Origin of the sequence: Burkholderia sp. E168m15 (assembly GCF_016586105.1) — a bacterium.
GTDB lineage: Bacteria > Pseudomonadota > Gammaproteobacteria > Burkholderiales > Burkholderiaceae > Burkholderia > Burkholderia orbicola.
The window spans coordinates 1-16,214 of sequence record NZ_BCPO01000018.1 but is presented as its reverse complement, the minus strand read 5'-3'; the positions used below and the strand labels follow the sequence as shown (position 1 = coordinate 16,214).

Sequence of the window (16,214 nt, the reverse complement as noted above, 5' to 3'; positions counted from 1 at the left end):
CTCCCCACTTCCAGATCGATCGACCGCCGGCCGCCGCATCGCCGCGGCAGCCGGCGGGCCGCTTACTTCGATGCGAGCCCCATCTCCTCGCGCACCTTCGCCACGTTGTCGCGCGTCGCGAGCATGCCCGTCGTCAGCGTCAGCGGCGGCGGCGCCTTGCCCTGCGTGATCCACGTGTACATCAGGTCCGAAGTTTCCTCGCCGTGGCGCTTCGGGCTGATGATCACGGTGCCGTAGAAGCCCGTCGGCTGCGGCTTCTTGAACTCGTTCAACGCCGAATCGGAACCGCCGATGCCGATACCGATCATGTTGTCGGCCTTGAAGCCGCGCCCTTCCGCCGCGCGCACCGCGCCGAGCACGGCCTCGTCGTTCAGGCCGTACGCGACCCAGTGCTTGAACTGCGGGTTCTTCGTGAGCGCGATGTTCGCCGCGTTGAACGCGTTCTCCGTATCGGTCTTCGCCTGCGGCGCGGCGATCACGTTCGCCTTCGGGAAGCCCGCGGCGACCAGCGCGTCGGTCGCGCCGCTCGTGCGGTCGTGCGCGGTCGGCAACTGCTCGTAGGTGATGTCGATCGCGCCGACGTCCTTCATGTCCCAGCCGCGCTTCTTGATCTCGGCCGCGATGCCGTCGCCGACCTGCTTGCCGATGTTGTACGCGGAAATCCCCATGTGCGGCACCGACTCGATCGGCTTGCCCGCGCCGTCGACGAGGCGGTCGTCGACCGTCATCATCTTCAGGTTGTGCGACTTCGCCTTCGCGACGATGCCCGGCCCGAGTTTCACGTCGGGCGTGCAGATGACGAAGCCCTGCGCCTTCTGCGCGGACAGGTTGTCGATCGCGCTCATCACCTTCTCGCCGGACGGCGCGCCGATCTTCACGAGCGTGAAGCCCTTCTGCTTCGCGGCGATCTCGGCGAATTTCCATTCGTCCTGGAACCACGGTTCTTCAGGCTGCTTCACCAGGAAGCCGATCTTGACCGGGTCGGCCGCGTGCGCGACCGGGCTGCCCATCACCACCGCCGCCGCGGCGGCCAGCGTTACGAACGTTCTGCGTTTCATCTCCAGTGTCTCCTTGTTTTCATCGAACAGGATGCAGCCGCTTGTTGGTTTCGACGCAGCGTGCGCGCGGCCGTCGCACATGCGGTCTTTCGAATCGTTACGTCAATCGTGTCAGTCGTGATACAGCGCCGCGCGCCCGCCATCGACGGTGATGCACGCGGCATTGATGAACGGCGCCTCGTCGGACGCCAGGAACACGGCCGTCATCGCGACCTCCTCCGGTTTCCCGATCCGCTTCATCGGCTGCAGCGCGAGCGTCTCCGCGCGCGCGGCGGCCGGATCGGGCTGCGCGTCCCACCAGTCGCGCGTCAGCTGCGTCTCGATGTAGCCCGGGGCGATCGCGTTCACGCGCACGTTGCGCGCCGCGTATTCGATGCCGAGCGCGCGCGTGAGACCGAGCACGCCGTGCTTCGCGACCGGGTACGGAAAGCAGCCCGGGATGATCCTGAATGCATGCGTCGACGCGATGTTCACGATGCTGCCGCGGCCGCGCTCGACCATGCCCTCCAGCGCCGCGCGACAGCCGTGCCATACGCCGTCGAGATCGACCGCGAAGCAGCGCCGCCAGTCGTCGTCGGTCATCGTCAGCGGATCGGCGAATACGTTGATGCCCGCGTTGTTCACGAGCACGTCGAGCGGGCCGAACGTCGCTTCCGTCCGCGCGAGCGCCTCGCGCACCGCCTGCTGCCGCGCAACATCCGCCTGCAGCGGCAGCACGCGCGCGCCGTCGCATTCGTGTGCGATCGCGGCAGCCGTCTGCTGCGCCTGCGGGAAGTCGAGATCGACGAGCGCGACGGCCGCGCCTTCGCGCACGAACGCACGCGCGATCGCGGCGCCGATGCCGCGGCCCGCGCCCGTCACCATCGCGACCTTGCCCGCGAGGCGGCCCATCATGCGGCTCCGCCGCGCGCGACGCGCAAGCCGGCCTGGAACGCGCGCGCATGCGCCGCGGTCGTGTCGGCCGACTGGCCGGGACGGTACAGCGCCGAGCCGAGCCCGAAGCCGTTCGCGCCGGCGTCGAGGAACGGCTGCATGTTGTCCGGCGAAATGCCGCCGACCGGGATCAACGGCACCGCGCGGTCGACCACCGCGCGCCACGCCTTCACGACCGTCACGCCGAGCTGCTCGGCCGGGAACATCTTCAGCACGTCGGCGCCGTTCGTCAGCGCCGCGAACGCTTCGGTCGGTGTCGCGACGCCCGGCGCGCTCGCCAGCCCGCGCTCACGGGCGCGGCGGATCACGGCCGCGTCGCTGTGCGGCATCACGATCAGCGCGCCGCCCGCGTCCTGCACGCGATCGACGTACTCGGCGCGCAGCACCGTGCCCGCGCCGACGATCGCATCGTCGGGCAACGCACGGCGCAGCGCCGCGATGCTGTCGAACGGATCGGGCGAGTTGAGCGGCACCTCGACGATCCGGAAGCCGGCTTCGTACAGCGCGCGGCCATGGTCGGCCGCTTCGGCGGGCGTGATGCCGCGCATGATCGCGATCAGCGGACACGCGTCGAACGCACGCATCAAGGCGGCGTGGGGCGTGTACGGTGCGGGCAATGTCAGGTCGGACGGCATCGAGAATTCCTCTGCAAGCAGTTCATTGATCGGCGCAGACGGGCTCGCCGTCCGCGCGCACGAGCCCGGCGCGCGACGCGATCCGCCACAGGCCCAACTCGGTCGCATGCGCGGCGACCCGCGCATGCGCATGGCCGAATACCCGGAGCGCATCGACGTAGCGCGAACACAAGCCGTCGTCGCCGATCAGCAGCAGCGGCTGGTCCGCGAGCGCGATGCCGCGCTCCGCGAGCATCGCGTCGAGCGCATTGAGCTCGTGACCGATCAGCAGGCCTGACAAGTAGTCGCCCTGCGCATCGGGCGCGAGCCGGTCGGTCAGCCCCAGTGTGCGCGTGCTGAAAATCGTCGCGAGCAGCCCTGTGTGCCGCGCGCCGCGTGCGACCGATACGCCGCGCACGAACGCGTCACGATCGGGCGACGCCCCCGTGCGCATCGTGCGGCCGAGGATCGTGTGATCGCGTAGCACCGCGAACAGCTCGCCCGTCATGAAGGTCTGGAAGCGCTCGATCAGTCCGTCCTTCACCCACGCCCATTTCGCATGCGTGCCCGGCAGGCCGATCAGTACCCCTGAACGATCGGCGCCAAGCGTGGGATCGCTCGCGAGCGCACCGACGATCTGCGTTTCTTCGCCGCGCATCACGTCGGGCAATTCGCCCGTCGCGATCACGCCCGGCACGATCGAGACCGTCGCGCCGCGCGCCGTCGTCACGGTGATGAGGCCCGCGACAAGCGCGTCGGCGCCGGCCGGCACCGCGACGTACGGCGCCTCGCGCCAGCCCTGCGCGCTGCCGACCATCCCGGCGGCGAGCACCGGCAGGCCGGGCGTACGGTCGAGCCAGTCGCCGCACGCTTCCTCGAACACCGCGTCGAACGCGCGCGCGCCGCCGCCCGGCACGTGCATCACGCCGGCCGGCCGGCTGCGCGTGTCGATCGGCACGCCGTGCGCGTCGTACAGATACGCGCGCAGCGACGTGGTGCCCCAGTCGAGCGCGATCAGCGACGGGGAGGCGGAACTGGCATCCGGAGCGGGCCGGGTCGAAGTCGTCATCGTTTGATCCTGCGGGTACCCTGCGGCGGGCTCCAGCCCAGTTCCGCGGAAATGGCTCGCGCTTCGCGCTGCACGAGCGGAATCAGTTCGTCCATGCGGTCGTGCGGCATGTACGGAATCGTGCTCGCGACCGACACCGCCGCGACGATCGCGCCCGACGCGTCGCGGATCGGCGCGGCCACGCAGCGGATCGACGCCTCGTTTTCCTCGAGATCGAACGTATAGCCGCCGGCCGCGTAGTGGGCCATGCGCTGCAGGAACGCGCTCGTCTCGGGCCGGTTGTCGGGCTTGAAGTTGACGCCGGCCAGCGCGCGCCGCGCGGCTTCGAACAGCGAGCGCCACAGGTCCGGATCGAGGTCGAGCATCATCGCCTTGCCGATGCCGGTCGACGCGAGCGGCATCCGGTGGCCGACGCGCGAGCGCATCTCGAGGCCGCGCGTACCGGGAATCTTGTCGATGTACAGCACGTCGTCGCCGTCGCGCACGCCGAGATGGATCGTGTCGAGCGTCGCTTCCGCGAGCGCTTCCAGATGCGGACGCGCCACCGCGGTGAGCGGCATCTGCTCGAGCGCGATCGTGCCGAGCTCGATCAGCTTCGGGCCGAGCAGGTAGCCGCCCTGCACCTGGCGCAGATAGCGCGCCTGCACGAGGCTGCTGACGAGCCGGTGCGTCGTGCTGCGCGTCGTGCCGAGCGCGGCGCCGATCGCGCGCATGTCGCGCGCGCCATTGGCGATCGCCTCGAGGATCGCGAGGCCGCGCAGCAATGTCTGCGTGCCGGCCTGCTGCGCGGCGAGGTCGAGCGGCGTGCTGGTCGCGCCGATGCTGTCGGTCAGCGACGTATCGGCCGGCATCGCGCGCCGGGCGTCGAGGGCAAGAGAGTCTGGCATCTTGGTCATGGGACGGGGCTTCTTCAACGGAATCGGTGAAGCCGCTCGCGCGGCGCCGGAACTGCGTCCGATGCGGCGGCGTGGCGGCGGTCGATGCACCGAGTAAAGCGCCCGGCGAACTTCATGGAAGGTGTCTCCGTGTGCGACGGGCGCCGCGCGATGCGTGGGTCCGAAGCTGTCGATGTGCTTCGGATTGTAGGAGCGCACGCACTCGTCTCCAATATTTGAATGCGTTGTCCAGATAATGAGAATACCGACGTGATTGGCTGCGGGTTCGACACGCCGGCCGCGCCATGCGCACGGGGGCGGAACCCGCCCTGTCGCAGGTTCCGCCCCCGTTTGCTCACCGCGTGCGGCGCTTACTGCTGGCTCGTGCTGCTGCGCGCCTGCATGTAACGCTGTACGTCGGCGAACGACACGCGGCCGTTGCCGCTCGCGTCGATCTGCCGGAAGTGGTTCGCGACATAGCCGAGGCCGGCCGCGCGCGCCTGCGACTCGGTGATCGACCCCGTGTTCTGCGTGTCGGCCGCGCTGAACTGCCGCGCGAGCTTGCGCACCACCTGCGCGTGCAGCGCGGCCCCGGTCGTCTGCGTGCCGGCGGTCGCGTGGCGCGCGGCCGGCGGCACGTACGGATCGCCGAGCTGTGCCTGGCGCGCACGCGCCGGCGCGGCGGCGGCGTCGCTCGCCTGCGCAAACGCGGAGAGGGATGCTGCGGCGCCGACGCATGCGAGCGCCGCGGCAACGACGATGAAACGATTCTTCATGTCAGGCTCCAGTCTGGAATGAGGTCGTCGACGGCCGGCGAGCGGCACCGCGAAGGGCGCCCGTCGCCGGCTGGGCGCGTCAGTGCGCGGCCGCGTTGTAGAAGGTCACGAGGTCGGCTTTCTCCTGCGGACGCGACGTATCGTCGAGATAGACCATGTGCCCGCCCTGATAGTCCTTGATCGTCAGGTTCGGCTGCGTGCCGAGCCGCGCGAGGTCGAGCTCGGTCTGGTAGAACGGCGTCGCGATGTCGTGATACCCGTTCAGCGACAGCACCTTCAGCTGCGGATTCAGCGTCAGCGCCGCGGCCAGATCGGGGATCGTGTCGGGCATCGCGAGGCCGTCGTGCGTCCAGTCCCACGTGTTGATCGCATTGCTGCTCACCGAGTAGGCCGACTGCGCGGTGTACTTCAGCTCGTTCGGCAGGTAGCTGCCGATCGTGTCGGTGAACGGTTTCGTGATGAACGAGCTGGACGGATCGCCGTCGGCCGCGAGCGGGCTCGACACGGGCACGTTCACGCGTGCGTCGTAGCGGCCGATCAGCGTGCCCGGCACCAGCGACAGCTGGAAGCTGTTGTCGAAGAAGGTCGGGACCACGTTGAAGTCCGCATTCCACAACGCCTGCTTCACGCCGGTCGAATTCGCCATCGTCGTGACGAGATTCGGCGGCGGCGGCGTGTGGCTCGCGAGGTACGCGTTCACGGCCGGCGCGTAGCTGCCGGCCGTCAGCAGGCGCATCTGGTCCGCATACTGCGGCAGGTTCGACGGGTTCGGGTTGTCGAGCTGGTAATACGCGCCGACCGTGCCGTACGACGGCACGAAGCCCGCGCAGCTCACCGGGCTCGCGCCGTTGTTCGAGTTGCCGACATAGTCGCTCGCCATGTCGCAGTTCGTGTTGTAGTTCAGGATCGACGACTGCAGCACGATGCCGTCGAGCTTCACGCCGGCCGTCTCGAGCAGGTTCGCGAGCACGTCGGTGCGCGGCGTGCCGTACGACTCGCCGAACAGGTATTTCGGCGAAGCGCTGCGCTGGTTCACGCTCAGGTAGCGCGTCACGAAATCGCGGAACGCGCCGGCGTCCTGATCGACGCCCCAGAACGTCTGGTTCGTGTTCGGCGCGACCGCTTCGGAGAAGCCGGTGCCGATCGCATCGACGAACACGAGGTCGGTCGTGTCGAGCAGGGTTTCCTGGTTGTCGACGAACGGGAACGTCGACGTGTTCGCGTTCGGGTCGCCGGTCTGGATCCGGCGCGGGCCGAACGAGCCGAGGTGCAGCCACACCGAGGCCGAACCGGGGCCACCGTTGTACAGGAACGTGACGGGCCGCTTCGCCGCGGGCTGGTTGTCGGCCGTGTAGGCGACGTAGAAGAACGAGGCTTCGGGCGCGCCCGTCTGCGGATTGCGGGCGACGAGGTGGCCGGCGGTGGCCGTGTACCGGATCGTCTTGCCGTTCAGCGTGATCTGATGGTGCGTGACGGCGGCCTTCTCGACCGCGGCGGATGCGTCGAGCGACGCGTTCGCACTCGACGAATAACTGTTCGGATCGTTGTACGCGCGGTCGACCTGACCGGCAGGATCGGCTGAATTCGCGGCGCTCGCTGCAGACGACGACGTCACGTCGTCATTGCAGGCCGTCAGAATCAGCGAAGAACACACCACTCCCAACAACAGCTTCGCTTTGCTCGCTGGCATCGTTGCGTTCCTTCTTCTCGGATGTTTTTTGTGTCGAGCAGCCGGATAAGCCACCCCCCGCCTCGATTGCGGCCGATGAGCCGAGGCGCTGGCCAATATACGCGAGCCGATCAGCTTTGAAAAATTTGGAAATATTTCGCACGCAAGCGGTGCAGCGCACACCTTTCAGGAATGCTTCGATTCGTGAAACGTTTGCATTTCACGTCGCTTTCAGCGACTTTCGCGTTTACCCGCAGCGGCTAAAAATGCACGGATTTCGTGCGATGCCGGTCAACAAAATCGCGCGGTCGCCGGTATTGCTCAGCAAAGCGAAATAGACGGATTCGTCTAACGGATGTGACCCGAAATGGTCGCGACACGCATGCGCTGCAGCGCACCAATCGTGCCTCGACGGCGGAATGGACAATGCAGCAGCGCTGCCGCTCACTCCGATTGCGGCAACTCGGCCGCGCCCATCCGGCGCGCGATGACCGCCGCGCGCTGGGCCTGGTAGGCCGAGCCGCGATGCGCATCGAACCAGCGCGGCTTCGGCAGCATCACCGCGAGACGCGCCGACTGCCACGCGCCGAGCCGGCTCGCGGGAATCTTGTAGTAATAGCGTGCGGCCGCTTCGGCGCCGTACACGCCGCGCCCCCATTCGACCGAATTCAGGTAGATCTCGAAAATGCGCTCCTTGTCGAGCACCGTTTCGAGCATCCACGTGATGATCAGCTCCTGCCCCTTGCGGATGTAGCTCTTCTCGCGCGACAGGAACAGGTTGCGGGCGAGCTGCTGCGTGATCGTCGAACCGCCCGCGACGATCCTGCCGCGCGCCTTGTTCTTCTCCCACGCCTGCAGGATTGCGTCGACGTCGTAGCCGTTGTTGGTCGCGAAGGTCGAATCCTCGGACGCGATCAGCGCGCGCTTCAGGTTGCGCGAGATCTGGTCGTACGGCACCCACTGGTGCCGGATCTGCGCGGGCGGCGTGTCGCGCGACAGCCACCACGCGTCGGTGCGCATGAACGCGGTCGAGCCCGGGTTCACGAACAACCACAGCGCGATCTGCGCGAGATAGAACAGCTGCGTCGCGAGCCATGCGCCCGCGAACACCGAGCCCGCGTAGACGGCCCAGCGAGCGAGGCTCACCGTCCGCGTGCGCTGCGTGCCGCTCACCGCCACCACGTGCCGCGCTCCGTTCAGCTCGCCGCGAGCGCCTGGCGCAGCGCGGCCAGCACCGGTGCGCCGTCCGGCCGCACGCCGCGCCAGATGAAGAACGACTCGGCCGCCTGCTCGACGAGCATCCCGAGACCGTCGGCCGTGCGCGCGCCGAGCGATGCCGCGTGCTGCATGAACACGGTCGGCTGCGCGCCGTACATCATGTCGTACGCGAGCGTGCCGGCGCCGAACGCGGCTGCGTCGCATTCCGGCAGCGCGGCATCGAGGCTGCCGGCCGTCGCATTGATCACCACGTCGTAGGGCTCCGCCCGCACGACGCCGGGGCCACCGCCCGCGAGCGTGCAGCCCGCATCGTGCGCGGCCTGCATGAACTGACCGACGAGCGCTTCGGCCTTGCTCGCAGTGCGGTTGACGATTGCGATCGACAGCGGTGCGCGGTCGAGCAGCGGCAGCACGACGCCGCGCGCGGCGCCGCCCGCGCCGAGCAGCAGGATGCGCGCGCCGGCGAGCGACACGCCGAGATTCGCTTCGATGTCGCGCACGAGGCCGACGCCGTCGGTGTTGTCGCCGTGGATGCGGCCGTCGGCGTCGATGCGCAGCGTGTTCACCGCGCCTGCGGCCGCCGCGCGCGGCGACAGCGTGTCGGCGAGCGCATGCGCGTCGAGCTTGAACGGCACCGTCACATTCGCGCCGCGGCCGCCTTCGGCGACGAACGCGCGCACGGCCGCCTCGAAACCATCGACCGGCGCGAGCCGGTGCGTGTACTCGATCGGCTCGCCGGTCTGCGCGGCGAACTGCGCGTGGATGAACGGCGACTTGCTGTGCGCCACCGGGTTACCGAACACGACATAGCGGTCGGCGCCGCTCGTCGACGCAACTGCGTTCATGATGCGCGCCCCGTTTCGCCGTCGTTGCCGCTCGCGGCTTCGCCGCCCTCCGCCGTCGCGTCGCCCGATTCGGCCAGCGCTTCGGCCTCGGCTTGCGCCGATGCGTCTTCCGCGTCGACCAGCGTGTCGTCGCCGCCTTCGGCGTCATCCTCTTCGTCGGCCTCGGCCGTATCGCCGCTCGTCACGGTCGGCGCGTCGAGCACGTTCAACAGGCGCACCGACGCCTCGATCGTCAGCTCGTCGAGCGACATCACGTCGAGCAGCACGCGCGTGCCGCGCGCATGCACGCCGAGGCCCGGCACGTGCAGCAGCAGCGGGATTTCCTCCAGGCGCACGAGATCGCCCTTCACGACGCTCGCGACGACCTGTTTCTTCTGCTCCTGCTTGAGCCAGCGCAGGCACCAGAAATATTCCATCCGGCGCTGGTAGTCGGCGTAGGCCGTGTACGTATCGTCGAAGCCCTGCACGACCGCGTAGAGATCGGCGTCCTTCGGCTTGAACGGCGCGGCGAGCTTCGCGGTGACGCCGTGCTGCACGCACGCGAGCAGTTGCCACTGGTTCACGAGGTCGACGTAGCGGCGCAGCGGCGACGTGCTCCACGCGTACTGCGCGACGCCGAGGCCTTCGTGCGGCGCGGCCGTCGTCTGCATCCGCGTGCGCTTCGGGCCCGGCGCGCCGAAGCCGCGCTGCGAGCGGTAGATGCCCGGCACCGTGTGGTCGTGCAGGAACGCGCCCCAGGTCGAGTTCGCGAGAATCGCGAGCTCCGACACGATCAGGTCGAGCGGCGAGCCGCGGCGGCGCGGCGTGATCGTCACGTGCTCGCCTTCGACGTAGAAGTTGTAATCGGTGTTGCGCTGCACCTCGCGCTTCAGCCCGTAGCCCGCGCGCGCGACCTGGCGCTTCTCGAACAGCGCCTGCGCGAGCGGCCACAGCACGGCGATGTCGTCCTTGTGCGGATAGTCGCCGGTGCCGGCCGCGAGCGTCTCTTCGGTGACCAGCTCGTCGAGCGTGTTGTGGCGCAGGTTGTTCTTCACGAACACGAGCTCGGCACGCGTCTCGTTCGCGACGATGTCCTGCGTCTCGCGGTTGACGATGATGTACAGCGACAGCGCCGGGCGGTAATCGCCCTCTTTCAGCGTGAACACGTCGACGACGTCGTCCGGCAGCATCGTGATCTTGTCGCCCGGCATGTAGACCGTCGACAGGCGCGCGCGCGCGATCGCGTCGACCGGATCGCCGCGCACGATGCCGAGCGCCGGCGCCGCGATGTGCACGCCGATCCGCACCCGGCCGTCGGACAGGTGCTCGACCGAGAACGCGTCGTCGATTTCGGTGGTCGTGACGTCGTCGATCGAGAACGCCTCGACGTTCGCGCGGGGCAGGTCGTCCGGCAGCGGGCCGACCGTGACGGGTGGAAAGCCCGTGCCATGCGGAAAGAATTCCGCGAGGAAGCGCGCTTCGTGCAGCGCGCGCGGCGACTCGATGCCGCCGCAGTCGAGCATCAGCCGCGCCGGCGACACGCCGCGCGCGCCGGCCGCCGCTTCCATCGCCTTGTATTCGATCGAATTCTTGTCCGGCCGCGTCAGCAGCCCGAGCACCTTGCCCGCGAACGCTTCCGGCAGCTTGCCGGCCTTCAGTTCCTCTTCATACTGCGCCTGCACCAGCGCCTGCTGGCGCTTGCGCTCGAGCGATGCGAGCGCCATCTTGAGCTGCTCTTCCGGCGCCCGCTGGTACTGGCCGCGCCCCTTGCGGCGGAAATAGACGGGCGAGCCGTGCAGCCGCAGCACCAGCGCCGCGCGCTCGACCGGGCCGTACGTCGCGCCGAAGTACTCGGCGGCCAGCGCCGTGTACGCGAACTCGTCGGCCGGCGCGCATTCCCACAGGAAGTCCAGATCGATCTGCTGCGCGGCCGTGTCGGCCTCCTGCATCAGTTCGCCCGCGGCCGGCTTGTCGAATTCGATCAGCACGTCTTTCGCGCGCACCTTCGCCCGCCGCCCGCCGGGCAACTCGACCTGAAATGCGTCGCCCTGGCGCGACAGCACGCTGCCCGCCTTGAAACTGCCCGATTCCTCGAAGAAAACGTTCACTCAGTACTCTCGTTCAGACTGCCGGGCGCCGCGTCAGCGGCGCCGCATGATGATGGGAATTCGATCGGCACGCGGCCGGTTTAAGACGTCTTTCCGTCGCAAAACGCGAGAACGTCGTCGACATAGTCGGCAAATTCGCTGATCCCGTGATCGCTGCCGTCGATCACGCGAGTTTTCGCGCGCGGGTAGTGGGCGAGCATCTCGCGGTAATCGAGCACTTCGTCGCCGGTCGCCGCGAACAGATAGTAGCGGTCGGCGCGCGTGATCGCCGGCACGCGCAGCGCGTCGAGTTCGTGCAGGTGACGGCGCTCGACGACAATCGTGCCGCCGCCGTGCCACAGCGACTGTTCGCCCAGATACTGTTCGAGATCGCGCTGCGGCACGATGGCCGGATTCAGCAGCACGGCCTTCCAGCCATGCTTTTCGGCGAGCCACGTCGCGTAATAACCGCCGAGCGAGCTGCCGATCACGGTGACGTCGCGTGCGCCCGCGACCTCGGCTTCCGCGACGGCGATCGCCTCGAGCGGCGATACCGACAGCGACGGGCACCGCCACTCGCCGGTGCGGCCGAGTTCGGCCATGCGCGCGGCGAGCAGTCGCGACTTCTGCGATTCCGGCGACGACCGGAAGCCGTGCAGATACAGGATCACGGGCGGCTCCCGAGCGCATCGAGCAGCTTCTGGTGCACGCCGCCGAAGCCGCCGTTGCTCATCACGAGCACGTGATCGCCCGGACGCGCGGCCTCGACCACCGCCTTCACCAGCAGATGCAGATCGTCGAAGGCGCGTGCGCGGTCGCCGAGCGGCGCGAGCGCTTCGGCGAGATTCCAGCCGAGCGCATCGCGCCCGGTCGGCGCGCCGTAGCCGAACACGAGATCGGCGTCGGCGAGGCTCGCCGGCAACTGCGACTTCATCACGCCGAGCTTCATCGTGTTCGAGCGCGGCTCGAGCACGGCGAGGATGCGGGCATTCTGGCGGCCGATGCGCGCACGAAGGCCGGCGATCGTGGTGTCGATCGCGGTCGGATGGTGCGCGAAGTCGTCATAGACGGTCACGCCGTCCACGCTGCCGCGCACTTCCATGCGGCGCTTCACGTTGCGGAACGAGGCGAGCGATTCGGCCGCCTGCGCCGGCGGCACGCCGACGTGGCGCGCGGCGGCGATCGCCGCGAGCGCGTTCATCCGGTTGTGGTCGCCCTGCACCTGCCATGCGACTTCGCCGACGCGCCCGGCGTGCGAATACACCGCGAAGCGTTCGTCGACCGGCACGCCGTCCTCGGCAGGCAGCGCCTGCCAGCCGCCGTCGACGCCGAAGCGTTCGACCTCGCTCCAGCAGCCGCGCGCCAGCACGCGCTCGAGCGCGTCCGAGCGGCCGTTCGTGACGATCCGCCCGACGCCGGGCACGGTGCGCACCAGATGATGGAATTGCGTTTCGATCGCGGCAAGATCGGGGAAGATGTCGGCGTGATCGAATTCGAGGTTGTTCAGGACTGCGGTGCGCGGCCGGTAGTGCACGAACTTCGAGCGCTTGTCGAAGAATGCCGTGTCGTACTCGTCGGCCTCGATCACGAAGAAGCTCGAATCGGTGAGCCGCGCGGACACGCCGAAGTTCAGCGGCACGCCACCGATCAGGAAGCCCGGATTGAGACCTGCGTCTTCCAGCAGCCACGCGAGCATCGACGACGTGGTCGTCTTGCCGTGCGTGCCCGCGACCGCGAGCACCCATTTGCCGGCCAGCACGTGCTCGCCGAGCCACTGCGGGCCCGACACGTAAGGCAGGCCGCGATCGAGAATCGCCTCCATCAGCGGATTGCCGCGCGTCACGACGTTGCCGATCACGAACAGGTCCGGCTTCAGGTCGACCTGCTCGGCGCCGTAGCCCTCGATCAGCGTGATGCCCTGCGCCTCGAGCTGCGTGCTCATCGGCGGATAGACGCCCGCGTCGCAACCCGTCACCGTGTGGCCCGCCTCGCGTGCGAGTACGGCGAGACCGCCCATGAAGGTGCCGCAGATGCCAAGAATGTGGATGTGCATAGAGGAATGCTTTCGCGCCGCCGGGCGCCGTCGATTCGGAAAGGATGCGTGTGTGTCGCGCCGGACGGGCCGTGCGGCCGGCGCCCGGCCCACGACTTTGCCGCGACACAAAGAACACTATTGTAACTGACGGCCTGCGATGCCCGGCGGCCCGAACGATGCGCGCGAACGGCGTCGGCACCCTCGGGCGGCGGGCCGCCGCACCCGTGCTCGGGCGCCGCGACGATCGAGTATGATTGCCGGATCATGTCTCGCAAACCTCTTGTCGACCCGCGGCGCGTCCGCGAGGAAATCGCCCAGTCCGCCGCCCGCCTGATCGCGGAGGACGGCCTGGACTACGCCGGCGCGAAACGCAAGGCCGCGCGCCAGTTGCTGGGCGATTCGCGCGTTGCCGGCGAATGGCTGCCGGATAACGACCAGATCGAGGAAGAACTGCGCGAGTATCTGTCGCTGTTCCAGAGCGACACGCAGCCGGACGAACTGCGCCGCCTGCGCGAGATCGCGCTCGACTGGATGCGCCGGCTCGCCGAGTTCCATCCTTATGTGACGGGCGCCGTGCTGAACGGCACCGCGAACGCGCATTCGGATATCCATTTGCAGGCATTCACCGACAACCCGAAGGACGTCGCGATCTACCTGCTGAACCAGAACGTCCAGTACGACGTATCCGAGACGCGGCATTTCGCGGGCCGCGGCGACGTCGAGACACTCAGTTTCCTGTGGCGCCCGCGGCGCGACGTGGACGCGATCGGCATCCATCTCGCGCTGTATGCGAGCGACGACCTGCGCGGCGCGGTAAAGGCCGACGCGCGCGGCCGCATCGCCCGCGCGGACGCCGCCGCGCTGCGCGCGCTCGTCGAGGCAGACCAGGCCCCTTCCGAACCGGAATGATTCAACGTTGACGTCCTCCTCCGCCCAAAAGGCAGAGGATTCCCACACCTGGCGATGCACGTCCGCATCGGAGAATGTTCAGCGCAGCGTTGGTATCTCGATCATGCTCGACACCACAGTCACTGCAGACCCACTCCCTTATTCTCAGTCCCGCGATACCTTTCGGCCGCGTCGTGCTGTCTTTCGACCCGCACGCCGAGCAGAACTGGGTCGAACCGCTTTCGTCGACTTCCTCGAACAGGGCCCCGTGCGCGATCGCTTTGTAGCGGAGCTTGTTTCGGAAGGACGACCAGGATGCGTCGTAGACGCTCTTCGCCATCCTGGTTCTGGCGAGTTTGACGGCAGATACGTTGCCAACCGCGATGTAATCGAAACGCCGCACCAGATCGAGCGCGAGCTTATGCTGGAAATCGACACGGGCATTTGCCATCTTGGCGTGCAACTTCGCGCTATGCCGCTTGTGCTTGTGCGCACGCTGCGCCTTCGCCAGCTTTTCCGCCGCTCGTCGACCGAACGGGTCATTGGGCAGCTTCTCGCCGGTCGAAAGTGTGGCGAAGGTGATCCTAACCCGTGGAAGAAGCTGCCTGTCAACCCCACTCCTTTCCTTCCCGCCATCAATGGCGGGGTTTCTCGGAGCAAATTCTGATGATGAAACGCATGTTGGCGCTCGCAGTGGTCGCGGCCGCCGCCGTCGCCGGCGGGATTGCCGCCGGCCACTGGTTCCGCGGCACGGCCGACGACGGCGTCGCCGTCGCGGCGCCGACCGCCCACGGCAACCCGGTCGACCAGCTGTGGGCGTCATCGCTCACCGGCGTCGACGGCAAGCCGGCCACGCTGGCCGCCTTCAAGGGCCAGAAAGTCGTCGTCAACTTCTGGGCGTCGTGGTGCGGCCCGTGCGTCGAGGAGATGCCCGAGCTCGTCGCGCTGTCGCACCAGTACAAGCAGAAAGGCATCCGTTTCGTCGGGATCGGCGTCGATTCCGAGCAGAACGTGAAGAACTTCCTGCAGAAGGTGAGGGTCGACTATCCGGTCTTCATCAGCGGCTATGCAGGCGCCGATCTGGCCCGTAACTTCGGAAATACCGCCGGCGCGCTGCCGTTTACCGTCGTCATCGACGAAACCGGCAAGATTCGCGAGACAAAATTAGGACAAATCCAACCGGCCGAGCTGAAAAAGACGCTCGACGCGCTGTAATCTGTCCGAACGGCAGTCCGCGCGTTGGCGGCGATTTGCAGGTCGATCGCCGCAATTTCGCGTGAATTCGCCGATACTTTGCGCCTGCGCCGGTAATTCTTGCAGGTCCGCCGCGCCTGGCCGTTCGGCAAAACTAGACAAATTTCTCTAAATAGCGCTAAAGTTCGCGCAATTCCGCAGAAATAGAAGCGACCATGACACGATTGCTGGTGCTGCACGGCCCCAACCTGAACCTTCTCGGCACCCGGGAACCGGAGGTGTACGGCCGCGTCACGCTCGCGCAGATCGATCAGGCGCTTGCCGCGCGCGCCCGGGAAGCCGGCGCCGACCTGTCGTCGTTCCAGAGCAACCATGAAGGCGCGCTGGTCGACCGCATCCAGGCCGCGCGGGAGGAACAGACCGATTTCATCCTGATCAATCCGGCAGCGTATACGCATACGAGCGTTGCGATCCGGGACGCGATCGCCGGCGTTGGCATCCCGTTCGTCGAGGTTCACCTGTCGAACGTGCATCGCCGCGAAGCGTTCAGGCACCACTCCTACTTTTCCGACCAGGCCGAAGGCGTGATCTGCGGGCTCGGCTGGAAAGGTTATCTGTACGCGCTCGAGTACGCGCTGGACAAGCTGCAAGGCGCGTCGCGCGGCTGATTTCGCGATCTAGATTCAGCGCCGGCCCCTAACCGGCGCTTTCACGTATTGAAAGGGGAATTCCCGATGGATCTTCGTAAGCTGAAAACTCTGATCGACCTCGTTTCCGAATCCGGCATCTCCGAGCTGGAAGTGACGGAAGGCGAAGGCAAGGTGCGCATCGTCAAGAACGCGCCGCCGGTCTACGTGCAGCCGACGGCTGGGTATGCCCCGCAAGTCAGCGCGCCGGCGCCGTCGGCCGCGCTGCCGACCGACGGTGCCGCGGCACCGGCCGCCGGCGCCGCAGCCGCGCCGGCCGCTCCGCAG

General features: G+C 67.8%; 15 protein-coding genes and 2 pseudogenes. 4 read left to right on the top strand and 13 right to left on the bottom strand.

Features of this window, described 5'->3' with window-relative positions:
• Nucleotides 1-62: 62 nt before the first annotated feature.
• The 12 genes from JMF86_RS02705 to mpl form a co-directional block, all read right to left on the bottom strand.
• Entirely contained in the window at nucleotides 63-1,058 is a 996-nt protein-coding gene (locus JMF86_RS02705; RefSeq protein WP_006476957.1) for an arabinose ABC transporter substrate-binding protein, read from the bottom strand.
• 111 nt (nucleotides 1,059-1,169) lie between these two features.
• Nucleotides 1,170-1,949: an SDR family oxidoreductase gene (locus JMF86_RS02700; protein WP_201316704.1), complete on the bottom strand. Its 780-nt coding sequence runs from the start codon at nucleotides 1,947-1,949 to the stop codon at nucleotides 1,170-1,172.
• A complete protein-coding gene (locus JMF86_RS02695; protein ID WP_201316693.1) occupies nucleotides 1,949-2,626 on the bottom strand; it encodes a 2-dehydro-3-deoxy-6-phosphogalactonate aldolase in 678 nt (225 codons plus the stop codon). Before JMF86_RS02695 ends, JMF86_RS02700 begins: the two co-directional genes overlap by 1 nt.
• Before the next feature lie 22 nt (nucleotides 2,627-2,648).
• Complete coding sequence (locus JMF86_RS02690) at nucleotides 2,649-3,674, bottom strand: 2-dehydro-3-deoxygalactonokinase (RefSeq protein WP_006476960.1); 1,026 nt, start codon at nucleotides 3,672-3,674, stop codon at nucleotides 2,649-2,651.
• A complete protein-coding gene (locus JMF86_RS02685) occupies nucleotides 3,671-4,570 on the bottom strand; it encodes an IclR family transcriptional regulator (protein ID WP_011694140.1) in 900 nt (299 codons plus the stop codon). Before JMF86_RS02685 ends, JMF86_RS02690 begins: the two co-directional genes overlap by 4 nt.
• Before the next feature lie 350 nt (nucleotides 4,571-4,920).
• Nucleotides 4,921-5,325 carry an EF-hand domain-containing protein gene (locus tag JMF86_RS02680; RefSeq protein WP_053525896.1) on the bottom strand — a complete coding sequence of 135 codons (405 nt, stop codon included), beginning with the start codon at nucleotides 5,323-5,325 and terminating at the stop codon, nucleotides 4,921-4,923.
• 79 nt (nucleotides 5,326-5,404) lie between these two features.
• The gene (locus JMF86_RS02675) at nucleotides 5,405-7,015 is read right to left on the bottom strand and encodes a S10 family peptidase (RefSeq protein WP_069232163.1); all 1,611 of its coding nucleotides are present in this window, start codon (nucleotides 7,013-7,015) and stop codon (nucleotides 5,405-5,407) included.
• A 423-nt stretch (nucleotides 7,016-7,438) separates the two neighbouring features.
• Nucleotides 7,439-8,176 (bottom strand): monofunctional biosynthetic peptidoglycan transglycosylase, encoded by a 738-nt coding sequence (mtgA, locus tag JMF86_RS02670; RefSeq protein ID WP_011544539.1) that lies wholly within the window; start codon nucleotides 8,174-8,176, stop codon nucleotides 7,439-7,441.
• A 14-nt stretch (nucleotides 8,177-8,190) separates the two neighbouring features.
• Nucleotides 8,191-9,057, bottom strand: a complete 867-nt coding sequence (gene aroE, locus JMF86_RS02665) for a shikimate dehydrogenase (protein WP_011544538.1) — start codon at nucleotides 9,055-9,057, stop codon at nucleotides 8,191-8,193.
• Nucleotides 9,054-11,144 (bottom strand): ribonuclease catalytic domain-containing protein, encoded by a 2,091-nt coding sequence (locus JMF86_RS02660; protein ID WP_074801332.1) that lies wholly within the window; start codon nucleotides 11,142-11,144, stop codon nucleotides 9,054-9,056. Before JMF86_RS02660 ends, aroE begins: the two co-directional genes overlap by 4 nt.
• 80 nt (nucleotides 11,145-11,224) lie before the next feature.
• Nucleotides 11,225-11,794 (bottom strand): YqiA/YcfP family alpha/beta fold hydrolase, encoded by a 570-nt coding sequence (locus JMF86_RS02655; RefSeq protein WP_011544536.1) that lies wholly within the window; start codon nucleotides 11,792-11,794, stop codon nucleotides 11,225-11,227.
• Nucleotides 11,791-13,269, bottom strand: a complete 1,479-nt coding sequence (gene mpl / locus JMF86_RS02650) for a UDP-N-acetylmuramate:L-alanyl-gamma-D-glutamyl-meso-diaminopimelate ligase (RefSeq protein WP_229773051.1) — start codon at nucleotides 13,267-13,269, stop codon at nucleotides 11,791-11,793. The genes JMF86_RS02655 and mpl overlap by 4 nt, the downstream gene beginning before the upstream one ends.
• 153 nt (nucleotides 13,270-13,422) lie before the next feature.
• Between mpl and JMF86_RS02645 the strand changes: the two genes are divergently transcribed.
• Nucleotides 13,423-14,067 carry a UDP-N-acetylmuramate--alanine ligase gene (locus JMF86_RS02645; RefSeq protein WP_201316692.1) on the top strand — a complete coding sequence of 215 codons (645 nt, stop codon included), beginning with the start codon at nucleotides 13,423-13,425 and terminating at the stop codon, nucleotides 14,065-14,067.
• 1 nt (nucleotide 14,068) lies between these two features.
• Here the strand turns inward: JMF86_RS02645 and JMF86_RS02640 are convergent.
• Nucleotides 14,069-14,671, bottom strand: a pseudogene (locus JMF86_RS02640) (RNA-guided endonuclease InsQ/TnpB family protein); the annotation flags it as partial.
• A 38-nt stretch (nucleotides 14,672-14,709) separates the two neighbouring features.
• On the opposite strand from JMF86_RS02640, the gene JMF86_RS02635 reads away from it, so the two are divergent.
• The 3 genes and pseudogenes from JMF86_RS02635 to JMF86_RS02625 all read left to right on the top strand — a co-directional run.
• Nucleotides 14,710-15,261 carry a TlpA disulfide reductase family protein gene (locus JMF86_RS02635; protein WP_201316703.1) on the top strand — a complete coding sequence of 184 codons (552 nt, stop codon included), beginning with the start codon at nucleotides 14,710-14,712 and terminating at the stop codon, nucleotides 15,259-15,261.
• A gap of 194 nt (nucleotides 15,262-15,455) precedes the next feature.
• Nucleotides 15,456-15,908, top strand: coding sequence for a type II 3-dehydroquinate dehydratase (gene aroQ, locus JMF86_RS02630; RefSeq protein WP_006476970.1), 453 nt, complete (start codon nucleotides 15,456-15,458; stop codon nucleotides 15,906-15,908).
• A 66-nt stretch (nucleotides 15,909-15,974) separates the two neighbouring features.
• A pseudogene (locus JMF86_RS02625) lies at nucleotides 15,975-16,214 on the top strand (acetyl-CoA carboxylase biotin carboxyl carrier protein); the annotation flags it as partial.

Excerpts from the sequence above, each read along its gene's own strand:
- JMF86_RS02705 (WP_006476957.1), bottom strand. The coding sequence starts at position 1,058 with ATGAAACGCAGAACGTTCGTAACGCTGGCCGCCGCGGCGGCGGTGGTG.
- JMF86_RS02700 (WP_201316704.1), bottom strand. The coding sequence starts at position 1,949 with ATGGGCCGCCTCGCGGGCAAGGTCGCGATGGTGACGGGCGCGGGCCGC.
- JMF86_RS02695 (WP_201316693.1), bottom strand. The coding sequence starts at position 2,626 with ATGCCGTCCGACCTGACATTGCCCGCACCGTACACGCCCCACGCCGCC.
- JMF86_RS02690 (WP_006476960.1), bottom strand. The coding sequence starts at position 3,674 with ATGACGACTTCGACCCGGCCCGCTCCGGATGCCAGTTCCGCCTCCCCG.
- JMF86_RS02685 (WP_011694140.1), bottom strand. The coding sequence starts at position 4,570 with ATGACCAAGATGCCAGACTCTCTTGCCCTCGACGCCCGGCGCGCGATG.
- JMF86_RS02680 (WP_053525896.1), bottom strand. The coding sequence starts at position 5,325 with ATGAAGAATCGTTTCATCGTCGTTGCCGCGGCGCTCGCATGCGTCGGC.
- JMF86_RS02675 (WP_069232163.1), bottom strand. The coding sequence starts at position 7,015 with ATGCCAGCGAGCAAAGCGAAGCTGTTGTTGGGAGTGGTGTGTTCTTCG.
- aroE (WP_011544538.1), bottom strand. The coding sequence starts at position 9,057 with ATGAACGCAGTTGCGTCGACGAGCGGCGCCGACCGCTATGTCGTGTTC.
- JMF86_RS02645 (WP_201316692.1), top strand. The coding sequence starts at position 13,423 with ATGTCTCGCAAACCTCTTGTCGACCCGCGGCGCGTCCGCGAGGAAATC.
- aroQ (WP_006476970.1), top strand. The coding sequence starts at position 15,456 with ATGACACGATTGCTGGTGCTGCACGGCCCCAACCTGAACCTTCTCGGC.